Consider the following 20,935-nt stretch of genomic DNA (forward strand, 5'->3'; position numbering starts at 1 on the left):
CATGTCGAATTTGTAATGGGCCTTGTGTTGTCAAGATGCCCGAGCGGTGTCGATTCGGTGGCGAAATGACAGGCTGCCCCTACCCCTTGAAATCATATTGCTTGCTGAGGTGATCCCCAACCTGGACCAGCAAAGCGACGCATTCGGGATAGCCGGGCCGGGCGACGGTGGCCGCGTCGGCCTCGGCGCGGAACTCCCAGCTATCGCCGTCGCGCAGCACCGAGATGACAATGCCGTCCGGACAGTCGGCATGGGCCTTCAGTTCGGCCCTGGCCATAGCGATCAGTTCGGCTTCGGTCTTGGCTGGCTTGCTCACGGTGGCGCCTCCCCTCATGACAGGATTTCGCGCAGGTTGCCGTCTGGGCGTGCATCTGTCGAGGGGACGACAACCGGCGAATTGATCGGCCCCTGAGCCCTTACCGCTCCGCGCCGGCGCGCTTGCCGACGATCGAAGGCAATGAGCCTGTGTTGAGCGGATCGGTTCCCGGCGACGCCGGCGCGCGGGCGGTGGCATCGGGGAAGCGAAGCTTCATTTCGCGGATGAAGCCCTCGAGCGTATCGACCTTGGCGGCCATTTTAGCGATCAAGGCGAATTCGGCGCTGCTCGCAGCGGCCGGCTTGCTGGCGGTTTCGAACGCCAGGCGGTCCGCTTCGCCCGACATCAGGGGGGCGTATTTCTCGCGGAAGCGGGCGAGGCCGATCGCATCCTCCGCCAACGCGTATCCGACCACGGCGCGGATCACGTCGCTCCTTTCGGCCGCGCTCAGCGGATTGAAATCACGCCAGCGCTCGCCATAGTACAATTCGATCTGTTCGGAGGCTGCGCGCCACTGCCGCGACGCCCAATAGATGTCGGCGCGCAACCGGATCGACTCGCGGCCGGTGATGTTGGAGATAATGTCGAGCGCGAGGTCATGGCGTCCGACGTCGCTCTGCGCGCGCGCCTCCAGCAGCAGCCGTTGCTGTCTCACCTCGCCGGAGAGATCGGCGATCCGGGTCGAGCGCAGCGCCGCGATCGCCCGGTCCGGCTTGCGGTTGGTCAGGTAGACCATCGCCAGCCGCGCCGCGACCTGCGCCCGGGCCGCGCCTTCCAGCCGCTTGTCGACCTGGTATTGCAGCAACTCGGCCGCCTGGTCGAGCAGGTCCACTGCCGCCAGCCGCTCTGCAAGGCGGCGAATCATCTCGTCGCCGCGGCGGCCCACCGGCGTCAGTTCTCGATATTCGTAGAACATGCCGAGCGCGTCCACCGGCTTCATATCCTCGCCCTTGGGGCTGAGATAGAGTTGCGCGAACAGCGTTGACGCCGCATCCTGGCTCTGGCGAGCCAGTTCGGAGTTCGGTTGCAAGCGGGTCGCCGCCTTGGCGGCCGCGAACGAATCGCCATAACGCCCGGTCTCTGCGTAAATCTGCGCCATCTTGTTCAGCGTCTTCAACTCGATCGCGTCGCCGCGCCAGATCGCCGACAATATCTCAAGTTCGCGCAGCAGTTCAGCCTGGCCGATTTCTCCGCGTTTGAGGCGTAACAGGCTCGCCAGCAGCGTCGCCTCCGCCGAGGCTTGCCGGTCGCGCGACTGCGCCGCGAACTTGTAAGCGTCGAGCGCGTCCTTTTCGTGCCCCAGCGCAGCGGCCAGCCGCCCGTGCAGCACCGCGATCTCGGGCTTCATGTCATTGGGGACGCCGATCACGTCGAGTTCGCCGCGTCGCCGCGAGGCCCCGGCGTAGTCCTTCACCTCGAGCGAGGCCCGCATCGCGTCGGCGATCACGATCCGCTGCAGTTCGACGGGCAGCGAAGAAATCGAAAATTCGGCATTCTTGAATTTTTCGCGCGCGTCCGCCCATTTCTGCTGGCGGGCAAGCGCCAGCGCCTTCCACAATTCGGAGTCGTAACCGTTGCCAACCGCCGGGCTGGCGAAATCTTTCAGCGCGCGCTCGGGATGGCCGATCAGGATGCTCGCCACCGCGCGCACCATCAGCACGGGGCCCTCTTCCCCGCCCTGCTGGATCTCGGAAAGGATGAGATTGGTGACGCCACGCGCTTCCTGGTACATCGCGCGCGCCATGTAGAAGTTGGCAAGCTCGAGGCGCACCTGTGCCTTCTCATCGGGTGGCGCGGCGGCCGCGGCCTTGATCAGCGCGTTCAGCCGCGGGAAAAAGCTCTCTTCCTGGTTCCTGCGCCATTCGTTGGCCTCGAACAGTGGCCGCACCGCCGTGGCGGCGCGCTCGGCCGAGACGTCGGCGGATGACAGCGTCAATCCACCCGGCCGGCCAAGCACCACCTTGTCGATGCCGACCTCGGCGCTCACATCTTCGGAACCCGGATGAACCACCACGCCATGCACGGATTCGAGCAACGACAACTCGACGAAATCCTGCCGCTTGATCAGGCCGCGGGTGGGCGGCGGCGCGGTGACGATCAACAGCGCATCGCCGGCGTCGGGATCGGTCAGCCGATGCATCGCGCCTGGACTGGCGAGCGGCACGCTGATGCTCGCGCGCGCGGGATCGGGGATGTCGCGCACCACCGTGAGCGGCAGCGGCGTCGCCTGGCCGCGGTCGGCAAATGTCAGCGTCCATTCGGTGCCGTTGCCGGCTCCCTGGCTCTCGAGCGAGGGCATCTGCGGCCGGTTCAGGCGGATGCGGATGGCCTGGCCTTTTTCCAATGGCAGCCGGCTGACGTCGCCCAGGATGGCCCCGCCCTTGGCGCGGATCGGTTCGACGTCGATCGGCAAGGTCTGGTCGAACACCAGCCACACCGTATCGGCGCGCCGGAACAGCGCTGCAGGCGTCGGCGCGTCGAAAGAGAAGGTCACGCGCAGACTGTCGGTGTCGCGCTTGGCCTCGACGGCGGCCTTTTCATTGGCGCCGTTTGGCAATAACGGGCCAGCCGACGCGGCCGTGGTCCTAGCCGGTTCCGCCGTGGCGTGAGGCTGCTGCATCGGCTTCGGCGCTTGCGCCGCGGCCGCCTGCAGCGGCGCGGCCCTGGCGCTTTCCGCGGGCGAAGTCTTCTCGGATGGCTCCGCGGTGTTTTCCGGCAAGGGCGCCGGGTTCGCCGCAGCCGGTCCAGGGGCCTCGGCCACCTCGCCGGGCTTGATCTCGATCCTGGCCTGTTCGGCAATCATCTCCGATGTGACCGGCGGCATCTCCGCCGGTTGCTGCGGCGGCAGCGCATCCCTCAACCGCCTGTCGAGGGACGTCCGCGCCGCCGGCGGCAGCCTGGCCGATGGCTTTGCGGCAGCCCCCGGCTGCGGCTCGGCGGGCTTCTCCGCCTGCTGGAAGGCGACGTCGATCACATAGCTTTTCTCTTCGCGGAAAGAATGCACATCGACTTCGCCGATCAGCACAATGTCGACGGCGGAAGTGTCGACTTCGGTTCGCTGGGTGATCGAGGCGACGTTCGGCGGCGCCGCAATCTTGGCATCCGCCAGGTCGAAATTCAGCACATTGTTGAACTGCAGCGTCAGCTTCTGATCGTTGAGGACCGACGAGACATTGACGCCATCGGGCATCTCGAACACGAAGCGGACAAAGGTCGGCTGCACGGAGGCGCGAACCCGGACCAGCGGCTTTTTCTTGGCGGCGGCAACGGCAAGCTGAAGGCGCAGCGCCCGCTCGGCGGCGCGCGCCCGCTCCGCCAGTTCACGCACGATTTCGGCAGGAAGCATCGGCGGCGGGCCGGTCCAGCTCTCGGGCAGGAAGTCGACAAAGATGCGCTCGCCCGCCGTCATGGTGTTGACGGTTGCCCGCCGCGCCAGCGACAGCCGGATCGCGGTTCCGTCGGGATCGCGCCGCGCCGAGCCGACATAGTCGGGAACCGCGTCCGACAATTTGTCGACCGGAATGTTCACCGGACGCTTGAAACGAATGACGATGATGGAGCCTGCGGTCGTGACCTCCGACTCGACATCCTCGGCCAGCTTCAGAACCAGCCGGGCGAAACCGCCAGCGGCAGTGAACGTCGCCTCGCCGCGAACCGCGTCCTGGGCCCGGACGGGCTGCGCCAAGGTCAAGCCGGCAACCAGCAGCAGGACGAGCCATTTGAGGTGACTGCCAGAGTGACTGCCATCACGACCACCGAGGCAAAGCCGGGCGACCCGCGCCAATGCGCGGCGATGCGGCCCAGTTTCAGCGGCAGCCCTTCGCCCCATCCAGGATACTCTTGGTCTCAACCCATGCGGCGGCGAAGCGCTCTCGCCCGCACGTTTGAATCTTGGATTGGCCGGCTTAAGGCTTTGTTAACGCCAAGCCGATGATTTCAACGAAGCGACAGGCCGGGCTGAGATATCTGCATCGCACGCATTCCAGAACGCGCGCTGGTCGAACTCAGTTTGCCTTCGGCTGCAGCATCTTGCCCTCGATCTTGGGTAGCTCGGCGCTGGCGGCTGATTTCTCGCTGCCGGCGCGGCGCGCCAGTTCGACCGTGAGGCGTTCGGCGGCTTCCGGCTGCATCAGGCCGAGAATGTCCGCCATCTTGCGGGGGGCGATTTGCGAGGCGATTTCGTAGAGCACCGACATTTCCAGCCGGTCGAACACCTTGGCGGCGTCCTTTGGCTTCATGCCCTCGTACATGGTGATGATGCCCTTGAAGCGCGCGGCGTCCTGCTCCGCCTTCTGCCCGGTCGCCGTCGATATCCGCGCTTCCGTGGCCTTCATCTCGTCGACCCGGCCCTCGATGCGTTTCTCGGCGGATTTCAGCAGGCTTTCGCGAATTTCGATTTCACGCGCGCGCTGCTCCAGTTCCTGGCGCCGCGCCTGCAACCTTTCCAGGATGGCGCGCTCCGACGGGGATACTGACTGCGCCGGCGGGAGTGGAAACACCACGACCCCATCGGGATTCGGTGCTTCTGCTGCGGGAGCGGGAGCGGAAGCGGCCGCCTTCGGCGCCTCCTCTTTCTTCTCTTCCTTCTTGACCGATCCGGTGGTGTCGCCGACATCGACCTTGGGGCCGGGATAGCCCAGGTTTTCCTGCGCCCAGGATTGCTTGGCCGGCGGATTGGGGTCGTGAAACACGTAGCCGCCATCCGTCACCAGGCCCGCGACCTTCAGCACCACAAGGCCGAAGATCGCAACCAGCACGACCGGGATCACGCGGATGTCGCCGAACGATTTCATGCAGCGAGGCCACTGCCCCTGCGGCGCTCGGCGAAGACTTCAGCGGCCGCGGCGACCGCCTTGGCGGACGACACCCTGGGCGCCGCAGGCTCGGGCTCCTGCAACGGCCGCGCCGCGATCGCGATCTTGGTCAATCGCCGAACCACGCCATCGCCTTCGGCCAGCATGTTCTTCAGATGCCCCGCCATCTGCGTCGCGGCGGTGAGCTGGCTGCCGAGATTCTCGTTGACGTCGCGCACCGTGTGCTTGAGACCGCCGATCGCGCGCTCGGCGATTTCGGTGGCGGTGATCAGCTCGGCGATCGTGGCCTTGAGGGAATGCTCGTCCGCCTTCAGCCGCTTCAAGCGGCTGTTGAGCAGCATGCAATAGCCGATCGTGAGCAGCAGCAGCACCGCCACCAGACTCTCGATCACAATGCCAAGGAAGTGACTCATTGTGCTTGTGCCTCCATCAATTTGGTTTGCTCATCCGCCTTCTCGAACATCGCGAAGGTCGTGTTGGGTTTGCGCAGCTGCTTGGTGATGCGGATGGCGACCCGGTCTCCGACCCGCCCCATGCGCCCTTCGGTAAGCAGCACGTTGCCGCATCGGATCGCCACCAGCGCGTCGGCTCGCATTTCCAGCGGAAGGGTATCGCCGACCTTCAGCTTCATCAGCTGCTTGAGCGGGATGTCGGCTTCATAAAGCACGGCATCGACCGATATCTCGGCCTGCGCCACTTCGGTGGCGAAATGCCCTTCCCAGATCGGATCACGACCGAACTTTTCGCCCATGAACATCTGCAGCAGAACCGGGCGGATCGGCTCGATGGTCGCATAAGGCAGCAGCAACTCGATGTTGCCGCCGCGGTCTTCCATGTCGATGCGCAGCCGCACCAGGATCGCGGCATTGGCCGGACGGCTGATGGCGGCGAAGCGCGGGTTGGTTTCCAGCCGGTCGATCGAGAACGCCACCGGCGACAGCGGCCGGAACGCCTGTTCGGCGTCGGCGAGCACGACCTCGACCAGCCGTTTGACCAGGTTGGTTTCGATGGTGGTGTAGGGCCGGCCTTCGATGCGCGGCGAGCTCTGGCCGCGGCGGCCGCCGAACAGCACGTCGATCATCGAATAGATCAGGTTGGAATCCACGGTGGCGAGACCGAAATTCTCCCACTCCTCGGCCTTGAAGACGCAGAGCACGGCGGGCAAGGGTATCGAGTTCATGTAATCGCCGAAACGCACCGAGGTGATGCGGTCGAGCGAGACTTCGACGTTATCGGAGGTGAAATTGCGCAAGCTCGTGGTCATCAGCCGAACGAGGCGATCAAACACGATTTCGAGCATCGGCAGGCGCTCATAGGACACCATTGCCGAATCGATGATGGCGCGAATGCCGGAATTGTCGTCGATATTGACGTCGCCGACAGCGAAACCGAGCAGGTTGTCGATTTCCTCCTGCGACAGGACCCGCTCGCCGGAGTTCTTGTTGCCCAACTCGCGGCCGCCGTCGGCCTTGTTGCCGAACTCGCGGCCGCCGTCCTCGACCATGGCCGCCCATTGCAGCGCCATGGTTTCGGAGAGTTCATTGGCGGCAGCCTCTTGCGCGGCCGCTTCGGGATCCTCGGTATCGAGCGAGGCTTCCCATTGGGCGGCAATGGCGTCCTGGTCCATCTGCTCCTGGTTGCCGGCCATGATCTTAAATCCGCCCCGTCACTGGATCACGATTTCCTTGAACAGCACCGCGCCGACCTGCTGCGGCGCCACCGCCGCATTGACACGCTTGGTCAGTTCCTCCTTGAGGCGGAACAGCCCGGCCGAGCCGTTGATGTCGGAGGGCCGCAGTTCGCGCAGGTAGGTCTGGAACAGGTCGGTGACGCGCGGCAGGTTCGGCTTGATGGCCTCGACCTGCTTTTCTTCCTTGATCTCGAGCACGACCTTGACGCGGAGATATTGCACGCGCTCGCCGGGCGCGCCGACAAGGTTGACCATCATGTCGGGAACTTCGAGAAATGACGGCGGCTTCGGCGGCGGCGCTTCGGCGTGCTTCTCTTCGCCATGGCCGCGCATCAGGACGAACGTGACCGCGCCGGCAGCGAGGATGGCGGCAAATCCAGCCGCGGCGATCATCAGCTTTTTCTTGCCCATTTTCGACGAGGCGGCGTCCTCGCCCGCGCCGTCCACCAGGTCATTGTCAGCCATTGCCCCGCCCGCTTCCATCTGGGAACGAACGCGGTTGCCGCCAGCCGGGGATCAAGCAAGGGCCCCATAACGCGAAACAAAAGCCGTCAGCGCACGCGCGCTCTCTATGGGTGCAACGCTAGGGTAACAATGGTTAACGGAACCTTTCCAATACCGGCCTACTGGGAAAAATCTGCCGGGTAAACATGGTCAACAAGACCTTTCTGCCGCCGGCACCGCCGCGCGAAAAAGAGTCAACCGCTTGAAAAACAATCACTTCGTGAATTGGCACGACTTTCGCTGAGGTGATGGCGGACCGGCGGGCTTGGGAGAGCTCAAAGGTTCACGCAGATCCGGACAGCGGGCTTGGGAGAGCTTGGTCTTCGGATCGATCAAGGGGAGAACCACCGATGGAGAATACGCTTCTCATCGGACTTTCGCGGCAGATGATCCTGGACCGGCATATCGATGTCGTTGCCAACAATGTCGCCAACGTCAACACCACGGGCTTTAAGGCCGACCGGTCGCTGTTTGAGGAATACCTGCGCTCGCCGGCGCGCGAAGACAATTTCGTGCGCGCCGACCGCGCGGTTTCCTTCGTGCAGGACCGCGCCACCTTCCACGATTTCTCGGCCGGCCCCTCCGAGCAGACCAAGAACCCGCTCGACGTCGCGATCGACGGCCGCGGCTTTCTGGTGGTGCAGACATCAGCCGGCGAGCGCTACACCCGCGACGGCGGCCTGCAGATCAACAACCAGGGCCAGCTCGTCACCGCCGGCGGCCTTCCGGTGATGGGCACATCCGGCCCGATCGTGTTCCAGCCGACCGACAAGAATGTCAACATCGCGCCCGACGGCAGCGTCACCGTCATGGAGGGCAGCGGCCGTACCGACTCGGTGCGCGGCAAGCTGCGGCTGGTTGCGTTTGCCGACGCGCAGAAGCTCGTAAAGGAAGGCGGCAACCTTTACTCCGCGGGCCAGGGCGTCACCGCCGAGCCCGACGCCACCTCGCGGCTGCGCCAGGGCTTCATCGAGAAGTCCAACGTCAATTCCGTGCTGGAAATGAGCCGCATGATCGAGATCACGCGGGCCTACACCCAGATTTCGGCGCTGCTGCAACAGCAGCACGACCTGCACCGAACCGCAATCGAGAAACTCGCCGACGTCCCGGCATAACCGTAAGGCATTGATCGATGCGCGCATTATACACAGCAGCAACCGGCATGGCGGCACAGGAACTCAATGTTCAGGTGATCTCCAACAACATCGCGAACATGCGCACCACCGGCTACAAGAAGCAGCGCGCAGCGTTCCAGGACCTGATCTATGACCATGTCCGCCGCGTTGGCGCGCAGGCGTCCGACCAGGGCACCATGCTTCCCGTCGGCGTCGACATCGGCGGCGGCGTCAAGACCGTCGGCACGCCGCGCCTGATGGGCCAGGGCACGCTGTCGCCGACCGGCAACGACCTCGATATCGCGATCCGCGGCGAGGGCTTCTTCAAGATCCAGGTGCCCGACGGCACGTTCGCCTATACCCGCGACGGCTCCTTCATGATGGACGCCCAGGGCCGCGTCGTCACCGCCCAGGGCAACCCGGTGCAGCCGACGATCACGATTCCGCAAAACTCCTCGCAGATCACCATCAGCGCGCAGGGCCAGCTCACGGTGATGCTGCCGGGTTCGACCACGCCTACTTTGGTCGGCCAGATCGGCCTGACCCGCTTCATCAACAAGGCCGGCCTGCAGCCGATCGGCGACAATCTGTTCACGGACACGCCGGCCTCGGGCACGCCGCAGGACGGCGTCGCCAACACCGACGGCTTCGGCGACCTGCAGCAGTCCAACCTCGAACAGGCCAATGTCGAGGTGGTGACCGAAATCTCCGACCTGATCGCCGCCCAGCGCGCCTACGAGATGAACGCCAAGATCGTCAGCGCGGCCGACCAGATGCTGCAGTCAACCGCCAACATGTTCCGCTGAGGACCGACCATGATCGCCCGCGCCCTGCTTTCCGCCGCCGCCCTGCTCGCAAGCCTTGCGACGCCCGCCCTCGCCCAGACCCGCGACGCGATCGCCGTGCCGGTGCTGCGCGCCGAGGTGCTGGTGTCCGGCGACATCGTGCGGATCGGCGACATCATCGACAATGCTGGCAGCGCCGCGCAGATCGCCATCTACCGAGCGCCCGATCTCGGCACCACCGGATCGCTGTCGGTGGCGCAAGTGCTCAACGCCCTTCGCGCGCATCAGGTGATCGGGGTCGATACCCGCGACATCAGGGAGATTTCGGTCACCCGCCTTGCCCGCACCATCGAGGGCAAGGACGTCGAGCTCCAGGTCGCCCGCGCGCTGGAGCGCCGCAACGGCCTCGGCGACGCCGCCAGCCTCAGCATGAAGTTCGACCGCGAACCCGGCGACGTCAGGCTGGAGGTCGGCTTTACCGGCGGCATGCAGCCGACCACCGTTCGCTACGACAACCGCAACGGCCGCTTCGACGTCACCTTTGAAATCGCCGGCGAGAATGGCGCCGCCGCCACCAAGCTGCGCTTCACCGGCACCGCGATCGAGACCGTCGAGGCCGCGGTGCTGGCGCGCAGTGTCGAGCGCAGCGAAATCCTCAAATCTTCCGACATCGTGGTCGAGCGCCGCCCCAAGGCGGAAGTCGGCGCCGACGCCGTCACGCGCGACCGTGTCGTCGGCATGCAAGCCCGCCGCCAGCTGCGCGCCGGACAGCCGGTCCGCCCCGCCGATCTCGCCAAGCCCGACCTGGTGCAGCGCGACCAGAACGTCACGCTGATCTACGAGGCGGCGGGGCTCTATCTCACCATGCGCGGCAAGGCGCTGGAAAACGGCACCGAGGGCGACGTCGTCAACGTGATGAACCTGCAGTCGAAGCGCACGGTGTCGGGCACCGTGATCGGCCGCGGCCAGGTTTCGATCGCCGCCACCGTGCTTCGCCCGGCGCAGACCAGCGAGGCTCCCGCGGTCCCCGCCCCTGTCGCCGTGGCCACCGTCGATTCGCCCATCGCTCCAAAAGCCGAGTAACTTAAATGTCCGTTTCCCGTGTCAACCGCATCGTCCTATCAGCCGCCATGCTGTCGCTGGCGGCCGTCGCGAGCGGTTGCTCGTCGATCGACCGGCTGTCCCAGATCGGCGAGAAGCCGAAGCTGACGGAGATCGAGAATCCGACCACGCAGCCCGGCTACAAGCCGGTGCAGATGCCGATGCCGAAGCCGGAGCAGGCTTCCTACAACGCCAATTCGCTGTGGCGGAACGGCAGCCGCGCCTTCTTCAAGGACCAGCGCGCGGCGCGGATCGGCGATCTCCTGACGGTGACCGTCAACATCACCGACAAGGCCAACTTTGCCAACGAGACCCAGCGCAGCCGCTCCAACAAGGAGGATTCGGGAATTACCGATTTCATCGGCGCCCAGACGCTGGGCGCCCAGGCCAAGAAGGTGCTGCCCGGCCGCCTGCTGACCGCGGACTCCACCTCTTCCAGCGACGGCAAGGGTTCGGTCAACCGCCAGGAGGCCCTGCAAACCAATGTCGCCGCCGTGGTCACGCAGGTGCTGCCGAACGGCAACCTCGTGGTCGAGGGCAAGCAGGAAATCCGCGTCAATTTCGAGATCCGCGAGCTGATCGTCGCCGGCATCGTCCGCCCCGAGGACATCCAGAGCGACAACACCATCGACTCCTCGAAGATCGCGCAGGCCCGCATCGCCTATGGCGGCCGCGGCCAGATCACCGACGTGCAGCAACCCCGCTACGGCCAGCAGGTGATGGACGTGCTGCTGCCGTTCTAGATTTCATTTCGAGCTCCCACACTGCATTGCGAACCTAGGCGCGATGAAGTGTATCACGCGGCCTCCGTCAGCTCCCCTGACGGAGGCCGCGGTCGTCTGGCGCGGATGGTGCGCCCGGCTATGCCGCGATCGGCCGTGACGAAGCCCGACGCGGCTTCTGACGCACAACGACATCCACCTTGTAGTCCAACCGATCCAGGCACCTTACCAAGCGGTCGATCGAGAACTTGCCGACGCGGCCGGTGACAAGCGCGGAGACATCCGGCTGCTTGAGCCCGAGCACGGCAGCCGCCTTTGTCTGGGTCAGCTTTCGTCGCTTGATGATTCCGCGGATTTCGCGAACCAGCTTTGCCTTGAGAAGTTCTTCTTGCGGGTTGGCAAAACCCAGATCGGCGAGGACGTTGCCACTGCTTAGGATCGCTTTCCTGGCGCTGCTCATGTCTTGCCTCCCTTTCCATAGTTTTCCCGGTAGTGAGCTTCGGCCAGCTTGAGCCGCGTGTTGATGACCTCGATGTCGCGCTTCGGTGTCCCGATCCCTCTCTTTGACTTCTTCTGGAAGGCATGAAGGACATAAATTACTCCGGCAAAGCGAACAGTGTAGACCGCCCGATAGGTATCGCCGTCTTCATCATCATCGACGACCTCGAGCACACTACGGCCGCCAAACCCCTTTAGCGCCTTGGCACGCGGATGCTCCTCACCGTTCTGCGCATCGTTGATTGCGAAACCCATGACGCGACGAACCTCGTCCGGAAACTCCCGCAGATCGTCGCGCGACGATCCGATCCATACGGTGGGGCTTTTGCGCAGTCATGCGTCATGTACTTATAGCATTACAGCTATAAATAATCAAGGGTCGGCATGCTGCGCCGGCAGCTTATCTTCGCAACAAGGTCCGAGCTTGGTGAAAACCGCAGGAGGCCAGTTCGGTGACTGCCGCGCATCACGCAAGATTGCGCCGCTGGATATCTTGCGGCGAGGCCAGAAGATGCAAATACTACCGCCTGTTCGAGCGCCTTGGGAACGGACCGGATATCTGGCAACATAGGGAGAGACATCGTGGTGCGGGAAACCGGACGTAATGCGGCGAATGGTAACGGCCTTGAGGCCAGCCGGCGCGGATTTCTGGGGGGCACGGGGCTGGTTGCGATGGGCGCCGCCATCGGCGGGGCGCTGCCTCTCGCCGGAGCTGGCGGCGTTCCCAGCGCCCACGCCCAGGCGGCTGCGCCTGCCCCGCCCGCCGCGCCGAAGGGACCGCAAAACTTGAAATTTCCCGGCAAGAGCGAAGGGCTCGTCCTGCTCGGCGACCGGCCGTTGGTCGCCGAGACGCCTGAAAACCTGCTCGACGACGACACCACGCCGATCGAGAAGTTCTTCATTCGCAACAACGGCCAGCTGCCCGAGGAGACCAAAAACCCCGACGCCTGGAAAATCGCCATCGACGGCGAGGTCAACAACAAGATCGAGATCACGCTCGGCGAATTGAAATCGAAGCACAAGGCGGTGACGCGGCGCATGGTGCTGGAGTGCGGTGGCAACGGCCGCTCGGCGTTCTCTCCGCCGGCGCGCGGCAACCAGTGGACCAATGGCGGCGCCGGGTGCGCCGAATGGACCGGCATGCCGCTTGCCGATCTGCTCAAGGCGGCGGGCCTCAAGCAAACGGCGAAATACACCGCGCATTATTCGGCCGACCTGCATCTGTCGGGCGAGGCCGGCAAGCCCAGCATCTCGCGCGGCGTACGGCTCGAAAAGGCGCTCGACCCCCATACGATGATCGTGTGGGGCATGAACGGCAAGCCGCTGCCGAACATCCATGGCGGGCCGGTGCGCCTGATCGTGCCCGGCTGGGCGGGGTCGGCGTCGCAGAAATGGCTGACGCGGATCACCATCCGCGACCGCGAGCATGACGGCCCCGGGATGACGGAATTTTCCTACCGCTTGCCGATCAAGCCGATGGTGCCGGGCGGCAAGGCCGATCCGGCCAACTTCCGCGTCATGGAGTCGATGCCGGTGCGTTCGATCGTCACCAGCCCGGCGAACGGCGCGAAGTTTGCCGCCGGAACCAAGGAGCTGAAGCTGCGCGGCGCGTCCTGGGCCGGCGACCTCACCGTCCGGCAGGTCGACGTCTCCACCGATTTCGGCGCGACCTGGCAGCGCGTCAAGCTCGACAAGCCGAAGAACAAATACGACTTGCAGCGCTGGACCGCCACCGTCAAGCTCCCGAGCGACGGCTATTTCGAGATCTGGTCGCGCGCGACCGATTCGAAGGGCGCGATGCAGCCGCACCAGGCCGGCTTGTGGAATCCGCAAGGCTATGGCGGCAACGCCATGCACCGCGTGGCGGTGCTGGTGGGATGATGCTTCGTCTGACGTGTCTTGCCGTGGCCGGCCTGCTCTGTTCTGCGCCGGCCGCGGCGCAAACCACCTTCACCCCGCGCGACGAGAGTCCGGAGGAGTTTGCCGCGGGCCCCGGCCGCGACGAGGCCTTTTATGCCTGCACCGCCTGCCATGGTTTCAAGCTGGTGGCGCAGCAGGGCCTGACGCGCGCGCAGTGGGAGGATTCCATCAATCTGATGGTCCGCCGCCACAACATGCCGCCGCTGGAGGGCAAGGACCGCGAAACCGTGCTGAACTATCTCGAGGCGGCCTACCCGCCGCGGGCGCCGGCGCGCGGCGGCTGGCAGAACCCGTTCGCCAAGTAGACGTCAGGCCGCGCGTCTCGCGAAAGTCGTGTTCGCGGCCTGTTCGCGCGGGGCCGTTGATCGCCTCACGTGCCGACCCGAAGCGGGGCGCGCAGCTTGCGCAGGCAGGCGATGACCGACAGCGCGGTGATCAGCCCCGTCTTCGGGTTCTCCGAGGGAATGTTCTCGATCGACATCGAGAACCGCGCCGAATCCGAATCGACCTCGATCCGGTGGGTGTTGCGCGTCAGCGCCGGATCCGCCCAGATCTCGATTTTCGTTCGGTCGGGACCGATCCCGGCCAGCGACAGCGCGACCGCAACATTGACGTTGGCTGGAAATCCCCGCGCCGCCTCCCGCGCCGTACCGTCGAATATCTTCAGCGGCTCGGCGATCCCGTCGATGTCGATATTGTTTTCTACAATGTAGGGCGCGCCGGCCAGGCCGCGCACCGGCTTGCGGGTCACCATCCGCACCGAATGGATCTGCCCGACCGCGGCGGCGGCTACCGCATCAAGGCCGAGCAGCGCGCCGGTGGGCACCACGATCTGGCCGCCATTCCGTTTCGCGAGTTCAACCAGATCCTCATGGTCGAGCAGCGCGCCGGCGCTGAGCACGACCGCGGTCTTGCCGCTGCCGACAAACGGCGCGACGATCGAGCGGACCAGCACGCTCGGTGCGCATTCGATCACGATGTCGGCGACCTCGACAAGTGCAGCGATCGGCAGCACCGCCGGCGTTCGGCGCAGGCCGGCGAGCCGGCCGCGGTGCTTCTCCGGATTCTGCGCGGATACCGCCGTCAGCACCAGCCCGTCGATGCCGCGGTCCAGCGCTTCCACCACCCTGGCGCCGATCGCGCCGAGCCCGGCGACGGCCACGCGCAGGTCGGGTCGCCCGCTGTTTTCAGGAATTGTCATTGCCACCCTCGTTCTCGAGCAGGATGACATTTCTTCGAAACGTCATCCCGCTCTCACTCTTTGCTTGAGCATGATCTTTTCGGAAAACCGCTACACGCATGCACTAGAAATCCGGCGTCTCCTCCGCCACCCGGTTCTGGTGGCGCAGATGCTGCCATACCGCGAGCGCGACCGAGCCCGCCGCCGCCAGCAGCAGCCCGCCTGATATCGGCCGGGTCAGGAACAGCCAGGGGTTGGCGTCGGTCATGATCGCGCGCACCAGATTGATCTCGATCTGGTCGCCGAGAATGAGGCCGAGGATCAGCGGCGCCAGCGGAAAGCCGAGCTTGACCAGCCCGTAGCCGACGACGCCGAACAGCAGCAGCACATAGACGCTCTGCATGGTGTTGTTGAGCGCGTAGGCGCCGACGATGCAGAGCACCAGCACGACCGGCGCCAGCACCGCCATCCGCACCGAGGTCACCCGCAGCATCAGCGGCATCAGCGCGAGGCAGATCAGCAGCATGCAGGGATGCGCCAGGATGTAGGCGGCATAGATGCCATAGGCGATGTCGGGGTTCTGCGAGATGAACAGCGGCCCCGACTGGATACCGTGGATCGTCATCGCACCGAGCATCACCGCGGTGACGGCGTCGCCGGGAATGCCGAACGCCATGATGGTCATCAGCGAGCCGCTGACATTGGCGTTGTTGGAGGCTTCCGAGGCGATGATGCCCTCGGGGTGGCCCTTGCCGAAACGCTCCGGCGTCTTCGAGAATTTCTTGGCCTGGTCATAGGCCATCACGCTCGACGCGCTGCCGCCGATCGCCGGCAGGATGCCGATGATCAGCCCGACGATCGTGGCCCAGGCCAGTTGAAACGGCTGCCGGAAGATCTCCAGATTGACCTTGAGGTGCGAGAACCGTTCGAGCTTGATCCCGGCCAGCGATGGCGTCGCCTGGCCGCCCGGCAGATTGAGCTTTTCGAGATCGGTCATGATCTGCGCGAACGCGAAAATGCCGATCAGCACGGGCAGGAACGGAAAGCCGCCGCCGATGAACCCGGAGCCGAAGGTGAAGCGCGGCACGCTGCCGATCGGGTCGTGGCCGATCACCGTGATCAACAGCCCGATCGCGGTCGAGATCAGCCCCTTGAGCAGCGAGGCTTCGGCCAGCCCCGCCACCATCGCCATCGCCAGCACGAACAGCGAGAAATATTCCCACGGCCCGAACTCCAGCGCGATCGCCGCCAGCGGCCCGGTGAGGAACACCAGGAACAGTGCCCCGAGCAGGCCGCCCCAGACCGAGGCCCAGACGCCGAGCCAGATCGCGCGGCCGGGCTCGCCGTTGCGCGCCATCGGAAAGCCGTCGAAGGTGGTGGCGATCGAGGCCGGCGAGCCCGGGATGCCGAGCAGGCAGCAGGCGATCAGGCCGCCGGTCGATCCGCCGACATAGACCCCGGTCATCGCCGCCAGCCCCGCCAGCGGATCGAGCCCGTAGGTGAACGGCAGCACCACGATCACGGTCATGGTGATGGTGACGCCGGGCAGCGATCCCCCGATCACGCCGATGAACGTGCCGGCGAACAGCGGCAGCAGATATTTCCACTGCGCGACGTTGACGAGGCCGCTCCAGAGCAGGTCGAGCATCAGAAGCCCGTCCAGGCGCCGCGCGGCAGCAGCACCATCAGGTATCGCTCGAACACGACATAGCTTACGAGGCCGGTGCCGAGCGCGATCGCGGCGAGCACCAGCCATTGCCGCGCGGTTTGAGGCCAGCCCAGCGCGGCCTGCAGCGTGCCCACGAACAGCACCGTGGCAAGCCGGAACCCGAGCAACGGCAGCAGCGCGATATAGCCGCCGACGATCGCGAACGCGATCACGACCAGCCGATAGTTGCGCGGCGGCGCGGCGGGCGCATCGGCTACCGCCGTCGGCCGGCGCTTGAGGAGATCCTGCAACACCAAAAGCGCGCTGGCGGCCGCCATGAACGCCAGCACGATCGCGGGATAAAATCCCGGCCCGACCGGAACGATGGCAAGCGACGGCAGCTGGAACGACTTGACCAGCAGCACCAGGCTGATCGCGAGCAGGACGAGCCCGGCGATTCCGTCGCGGCCGATGCTCATTTCTTGATCAGGCCGAGATCGGTCATCACCACCTTGTTCTCGCCGTCGATTTTGGCGAGAAACTTGGCGTAGTCAGTGGCGTTGAGATAGGCCACGCGGGTCCCCTGCAGCTTCATCGCCTGGGCGAAGCTCGGCTCCTTGACCGCCTTGGCGCAGCCCTCCTCGAGCTTCGCGCGCACCGGCGCCGGCGTGCCCTTGGGGACCATGACGCCGCGCGCCACCTCGTAGACGATGTTCATGCCGAGCTCTTTCAGAGTCGGCACGTCAGGCGATTCCGGATCGCGCTTTTCGCTGGCGATCGCGATGTAGCGCAACAGGCCGGCCTCGACCTTGCCCTTCTGCGTCAGGTTGGAATCGGTGAGGTTGATATGGCCGCCGAGCAGCGCGTTCATGCGCGGGGCAAGGCCGTCATAGGACACGAACTTGAATTTCAGGTTCGCCGCCTTCTCGATCATCGCCGGAAAGATATGGCTGGTCGATCCGAGCGTGGCGCCGACCGTGATTTCGCCCGGCCGCTTTTTGGCGTCCTCGGCCAGTTCCGCCCAGTTCTTCCACGGCGTCTTGGAGCTTGCCGTCAGTACCGAAGGCGTCGCCGCCACCAGGCAGATCGGCTCGAAGTCGCTGTATTTGACGTCGCTGATCCCGGCATAGAACGTCAGGTGGATGTAATCATGCACCGCGTAGAGCGTGTAGCCGTCGGCTGCGGCGGCCTTGGCCTCGCGCGCGCCCGTGGTGCCGGAGGCGCCGCCGACATTGGCGATGACGACGGGCTGGCCGATATGTTTCTGCAGTTCGACCGCGAACGGCCGGAAGATGTTGTCGGTATCGCCGCCCGCGGCCCATGGCACGATCATCTTGACCGGACGGTCGGGATACTGCGCCATCGCCGGCGCGGATAGCGCGCCAAGCACCGAGATCAGCGCGGCCGCGCCGGCCATCTTCACGGACATTCTTGCCATTTTCCCGCGCTCCCCTGGTCGTGTGGCGGCCCTTCGAGGGCTCTCGACGGGAACAATATCAGTCCGCCCACGGCGGGGAAAGCCCCGCGGCAGGCGCTCCCGGCTGTCCGGGAGTTGATCGTCGCGGCACGGAACGATTCACCGCAGCGCTTCGTTTTCCGGTCTCCAACCCAAACGGAGAAAGTTCATGTCCCTGGAAGCGCGAGAAACCAGCAACCTGATCGGAAGTGACAAGGTCGAGGGAACCGCGGTGTACGGCGCGGACCGCAACAAGATCGGCTCGATCGAACGCGTGATGATCGACAAGGTGAGCGGCAAGGTGTCCTATGCCGTGCTCTCCTTCGGCGGTTTTCTCGGCATCGGCGACGACCATTATCCGCTGCCCTGGCAGTCGCTGAAATACGACACCTCGCTCGGCGGCTACGTCACCGGCGTCACCGAAGCCCAGCTCCAAGGCGCGCCGAAATACGGCAACGACAACGCCTGGAACTGGGGCGACCCCGCGAGGACGCGCGCGGTCAATGACTATTATGGCGCTGTGGTCTGATCGCCGTCGTTGATCCCTGTACGTTTTCGATTCAATCGAAATGCGAGAAGGCCTGCCTCGACGGGCCTTCTTGCGAAACAGCACCGGCTTGTAACTCGCCCGTTGGCGAAAGCGGCCTAATTTATTCGTTGGGCCTGGAACCGAAGCAGGGTTCTTGAATTGTTTATCGCCCTGGTTTTCGGGCTGATCGGAGGCCGTTCCGCCTCGCCTCGCAATCCGGACTTAAGGACATATTGATGACTTGATGACGAAATTGTTCGCGCTTGCCGCGACGGCGGGCACTTCTGCTGGATGGATCGGCATCGGCGGAGGACGGTGGATTAAAGTGGTTTTCGAACAATGGGATGGACCGCCGAGCGCACCATTTGCAGCTTATTGCTGATCCTATACCTCACTTTAGGAAGAACACTTTAGGGAGAACAGAGATGATGGGCGGTAGCGACGGATGGGGATGGATGGGATCAGGAATGGGCGGATTCGGAGGGATCGGGGGGCTTGTGGTCGTTCTGATTATCGCCGGTATCGTTGTCTTGGCGTTGCGTCGCCGAAATTCGTGACCAAAATCAAGGCGCAACCCAACCCACAAGTTCGGGCCTAAAGGTTCTGAATGGAGTGGCCTGCAGAAGACAAGCGAAACACCTCATGGCTTGCGAACGAATGAGCCCGTTGCTCGGGACGCTCCAGTGCATGAGCCTCGAATTGTAGCCGCGATCCAAATCCGCTAAGATGCTTTTGAGCGCGTCGTTGCCGCAATCCAATAACCATCCAAAATTCACCGGTTTCTTTCTCATGAGGTTCACAATATGAAATACGTAGCAACATTCGCAGCCGTCCTCGCTGGCACTATGTTCGCCTTCAGTCCCGCATCTGCAAAGATGATGGCTTGCTCGGGCCCCGAAATGGCAAAAATGACCACGATGATGGCGGCCATGCCCGACGGTCCGAAAAAATGGGAGATGAACAAGCATTTGGCGATGATTAATACCGCGATGGCCAAAGACGGCGTACGCGGGTGCGATTTGACGATGATGAAGATGATGAAGGATAAAAAAATGTCGAGGATGAAGGCAGGAATGTAGTCACACGCCTTAGGCGAAATTCAGCAGCCAAATGTGAGCAGCAACCCGTGCCCGGATGGGGCGAGCTGTCGCGTTGCGCTAAGTGTCGCTCAACCAGGTGCGGGCGCGGCTGGTGCAACGGCGGCAGGATTGGCGCGAGTAGAGCACGCGCGCGCATTTGCGCAACCCATCAGAACCGCAGAAGCGTTGATGAGCGTGATTGTCCAAATCCCGGTTAAATGCACGGTCACCGTAACCCGGATATTGTCTCACGAGGATTCCCGGCCGGAAGACAGGGTTCTATCCACTTCTTTCGACCACGTCCGGTAGTAGGCAATGATGGTCATGATCCACAGACCCGTAGCTCCGACGGCGAGTTGGACCGGCACTCCGTTCCAATCAAACCCCAGCACGAAATGGGCGATGAAGGACAGGAACAGGCCGACGCAAAAGACCGGCAGAGATTGCTGACCGCATCGGATGAGAGGCTTAAATATGGGCCATTTGAGTCCCGGCCAGTCGATCGGAATGAGCGATACGACAAGAAACGCCAAGCTCGCCAAATGAACCACGCGGTAGGGTGCGAGGTTGGTCTTGTCGTTCGGAATAAAAAGTTTGGCGATGACGTCGGGAACGAATGACCGCAACTCGGGAACCTGCTCCGCCAGCGTTGTCGCAAGGGCAAAGAGGAGGAAACCGGTACACAAGACGTAGAGGATGCGGGATTGCAGGAGTCCTCGACTTGCCGCGGCGCCTCCGAGCGCCAGCCAGGCTCCAAGGACAAAGAGTAGCTGCCAGGCATACGGGTTGAAGTACCATACCCCGGCCGGATAGGACGCCAGGTTCCAATCATAGTGCCGAGCAGCGAGATACAGACCGATGGATCCGATCATCACGGCATTGCGCCATCGCAACATGAACCACAGGACGATCGGGAAGGCAGCCATCAACACGATGTAGAGAGGCAGAACGTCGAGATTGAGCGGTTTGAACCTGAGCGCCAAACCTTCAGACAAGGTCTCGACAGGAGCATTCATCAACGAGGCAACGTTGAATTGGTCCATCAAGTGCAGGTCGTCGAACTTGTGCGCGAGGTAATGCACCGCGGTGAGATATACGACGAACAGCAGCAGATGGGCGACATAGAGCTGCCACACCCGGCGTAACAGCCTGGTCGCTCCGATGACAAAGCCGCGCTCTTTCATTGCTGTGCCGAACACAAGCGTCGCCGTGTAGCCGGAGATCAGCAAGAACAGATCGGCTCCATCGCTAAAGCCATAATTGCGCGTCGTGAACCAGGCGAGTGCGGTGTTCGGGATGTGCCCTAGAAAGATCAGCCAGTTTGCCAGACCGCGAAACAAATCCAGGCGGACATCGCGCTGCGGCTTCGGCAACACAGACCTGACGGTAATTGCTTCCCAAATCCGCTGCCGTACAAAAAATGCGACCTGCAGAGTCCGGCCGGGCGTACGGTCAATGGGCTCGTCAGCCGACATCGCCTTCTCTCTTACTTGTTATGTCTCTCGGCCCAGACGATGCAGTTCAACCGGATACGTATCTTACGTCTCATGGCGATTCTGGCAACAATCGGCCGTTTGT

The 20,935-nt window shown here is 63.9% G+C and carries 21 protein-coding genes; 8 read left to right on the plus strand and 13 right to left on the minus strand.

The window, feature by feature from the left end; all coding sequences use genetic code 11:
- Positions 1 to 79: 79 nt before the first annotated feature.
- From Q0D31_RS14245 to fliL, 6 genes are all read right to left on the minus strand, one after another.
- Entirely contained in the window at positions 80 to 316 is a 237-nt protein-coding gene (locus tag Q0D31_RS14245) for a hypothetical protein (RefSeq protein ID WP_291851853.1), read from the minus strand.
- A 100-nt stretch (positions 317 to 416) separates the two neighbouring features.
- Positions 417 to 4,145, minus strand: a complete 3,729-nt coding sequence (locus Q0D31_RS14250; protein ID WP_291851857.1) for a tetratricopeptide repeat protein — start codon at positions 4,143 to 4,145, stop codon at positions 417 to 419.
- A 175-nt stretch (positions 4,146 to 4,320) separates the two neighbouring features.
- The gene (locus Q0D31_RS14255; RefSeq protein ID WP_291851860.1) at positions 4,321 to 5,109 is read right to left on the minus strand and encodes a flagellar protein FlbB; all 789 of its coding nucleotides are present in this window, start codon (positions 5,107 to 5,109) and stop codon (positions 4,321 to 4,323) included.
- On the minus strand, positions 5,106 to 5,543 hold the full coding sequence (locus Q0D31_RS14260) for a DUF6468 domain-containing protein (protein ID WP_291851863.1): 438 nt from the start codon (positions 5,541 to 5,543) through the stop codon (positions 5,106 to 5,108). Before Q0D31_RS14260 ends, Q0D31_RS14255 begins: the two co-directional genes overlap by 4 nt.
- Positions 5,540 to 6,778, minus strand: coding sequence for a flagellar motor switch protein FliM (gene fliM / locus Q0D31_RS14265; RefSeq protein ID WP_291851866.1), 1,239 nt, complete (start codon positions 6,776 to 6,778; stop codon positions 5,540 to 5,542). The genes Q0D31_RS14260 and fliM overlap by 4 nt, the downstream gene beginning before the upstream one ends.
- A gap of 18 nt (positions 6,779 to 6,796) precedes the next feature.
- Positions 6,797 to 7,285: a flagellar basal body-associated protein FliL gene (gene fliL, locus Q0D31_RS14270; RefSeq protein ID WP_291851869.1), complete on the minus strand. Its 489-nt coding sequence runs from the start codon at positions 7,283 to 7,285 to the stop codon at positions 6,797 to 6,799.
- A gap of 389 nt (positions 7,286 to 7,674) precedes the next feature.
- Here fliL and flgF point away from each other — a divergent pair, with 389 nt between their 5' ends.
- Genes flgF through flgH form a run of 4 tightly spaced genes read left to right on the plus strand, consistent with a single transcriptional unit; the run spans position 7,675 to position 11,068 of the window.
- Complete coding sequence (gene flgF / locus Q0D31_RS14275) at positions 7,675 to 8,439, plus strand: flagellar basal-body rod protein FlgF (protein ID WP_291851873.1); 765 nt, start codon at positions 7,675 to 7,677, stop codon at positions 8,437 to 8,439.
- 17 nt (positions 8,440 to 8,456) lie between these two features.
- Positions 8,457 to 9,245, plus strand: a complete 789-nt coding sequence (flgG, locus tag Q0D31_RS14280; protein WP_291851876.1) for a flagellar basal-body rod protein FlgG — start codon at positions 8,457 to 8,459, stop codon at positions 9,243 to 9,245.
- A gap of 9 nt (positions 9,246 to 9,254) precedes the next feature.
- A complete protein-coding gene (flgA, locus tag Q0D31_RS14285; RefSeq protein ID WP_291851879.1) occupies positions 9,255 to 10,307 on the plus strand; it encodes a flagellar basal body P-ring formation chaperone FlgA in 1,053 nt (350 codons plus the stop codon).
- 5 nt (positions 10,308 to 10,312) lie between these two features.
- The gene (flgH, locus tag Q0D31_RS14290; protein WP_291851883.1) at positions 10,313 to 11,068 is read left to right on the plus strand and encodes a flagellar basal body L-ring protein FlgH; all 756 of its coding nucleotides are present in this window, start codon (positions 10,313 to 10,315) and stop codon (positions 11,066 to 11,068) included.
- Between the two features lie 118 nt (positions 11,069 to 11,186).
- On the opposite strand, the gene Q0D31_RS14295 is transcribed toward flgH, so the two are convergent.
- Together Q0D31_RS14295 and Q0D31_RS14300 are read right to left on the minus strand one after the other, a co-directional pair.
- Complete coding sequence (locus Q0D31_RS14295; protein ID WP_291851886.1) at positions 11,187 to 11,507, minus strand: helix-turn-helix transcriptional regulator; 321 nt, start codon at positions 11,505 to 11,507, stop codon at positions 11,187 to 11,189.
- Positions 11,504 to 11,854 (minus strand): type II toxin-antitoxin system RelE/ParE family toxin, encoded by a 351-nt coding sequence (locus Q0D31_RS14300; RefSeq protein ID WP_291851969.1) that lies wholly within the window; start codon positions 11,852 to 11,854, stop codon positions 11,504 to 11,506. Before Q0D31_RS14300 ends, Q0D31_RS14295 begins: the two co-directional genes overlap by 4 nt.
- 273 nt (positions 11,855 to 12,127) lie before the next feature.
- Between Q0D31_RS14300 and Q0D31_RS14305 the strand changes: the two genes are divergently transcribed.
- Positions 12,128 to 13,426: a sulfite oxidase gene (locus Q0D31_RS14305; RefSeq protein ID WP_291851889.1), complete on the plus strand. Its 1,299-nt coding sequence runs from the start codon at positions 12,128 to 12,130 to the stop codon at positions 13,424 to 13,426.
- Positions 13,426 to 13,770, plus strand: a complete 345-nt coding sequence (locus tag Q0D31_RS14310; protein WP_291851893.1) for a hypothetical protein — start codon at positions 13,426 to 13,428, stop codon at positions 13,768 to 13,770. The genes Q0D31_RS14305 and Q0D31_RS14310 overlap by 1 nt, the downstream gene beginning before the upstream one ends.
- Positions 13,771 to 13,835: 65 nt before the next feature.
- Here the strand turns inward: Q0D31_RS14310 and Q0D31_RS14315 are convergent, their stop codons facing one another.
- The 4 genes from Q0D31_RS14315 to Q0D31_RS14330 all read right to left on the minus strand — a co-directional run bounded on the left by Q0D31_RS14315 (position 13,836) and on the right by Q0D31_RS14330 (position 17,731).
- Positions 13,836 to 14,666 carry an aspartate dehydrogenase gene (locus tag Q0D31_RS14315; RefSeq protein ID WP_291851896.1) on the minus strand — a complete coding sequence of 277 codons (831 nt, stop codon included), beginning with the start codon at positions 14,664 to 14,666 and terminating at the stop codon, positions 13,836 to 13,838.
- Between the two features lie 103 nt (positions 14,667 to 14,769).
- The gene (locus Q0D31_RS14320; RefSeq protein ID WP_291851899.1) at positions 14,770 to 16,293 is read right to left on the minus strand and encodes a tripartite tricarboxylate transporter permease; all 1,524 of its coding nucleotides are present in this window, start codon (positions 16,291 to 16,293) and stop codon (positions 14,770 to 14,772) included.
- Entirely contained in the window at positions 16,293 to 16,772 is a 480-nt protein-coding gene (locus tag Q0D31_RS14325; protein ID WP_291851902.1) for a tripartite tricarboxylate transporter TctB family protein, read from the minus strand. The genes Q0D31_RS14320 and Q0D31_RS14325 overlap by 1 nt, the downstream gene beginning before the upstream one ends.
- Positions 16,769 to 17,731: a tripartite tricarboxylate transporter substrate binding protein gene (locus Q0D31_RS14330; protein WP_291851905.1), complete on the minus strand. Its 963-nt coding sequence runs from the start codon at positions 17,729 to 17,731 to the stop codon at positions 16,769 to 16,771. Before Q0D31_RS14330 ends, Q0D31_RS14325 begins: the two co-directional genes overlap by 4 nt.
- A 187-nt stretch (positions 17,732 to 17,918) precedes the next feature.
- Between Q0D31_RS14330 and Q0D31_RS14335 the strand changes: the two genes are divergently transcribed.
- Positions 17,919 to 18,278: a PRC-barrel domain-containing protein gene (locus Q0D31_RS14335; protein WP_291851908.1), complete on the plus strand. Its 360-nt coding sequence runs from the start codon at positions 17,919 to 17,921 to the stop codon at positions 18,276 to 18,278.
- An 803-nt stretch (positions 18,279 to 19,081) separates the two neighbouring features.
- Positions 19,082 to 19,357 carry a hypothetical protein gene (locus tag Q0D31_RS14340; protein ID WP_291851911.1) on the plus strand — a complete coding sequence of 92 codons (276 nt, stop codon included), beginning with the start codon at positions 19,082 to 19,084 and terminating at the stop codon, positions 19,355 to 19,357.
- Positions 19,358 to 19,605: 248 nt separating this feature from the next.
- Here Q0D31_RS14340 and Q0D31_RS14345 read toward each other — a convergent pair whose 3' ends face one another.
- Entirely contained in the window at positions 19,606 to 20,832 is a 1,227-nt protein-coding gene (locus tag Q0D31_RS14345; protein ID WP_291851914.1) for an OpgC domain-containing protein, read from the minus strand.
- Positions 20,833 to 20,935 lie beyond the last annotated feature (103 nt).

The sequence above is a fragment of the Bradyrhizobium sp. genome (genome assembly GCF_022844465.1).
Lineage (GTDB): Bacteria > Pseudomonadota > Alphaproteobacteria > Rhizobiales > Xanthobacteraceae > Bradyrhizobium.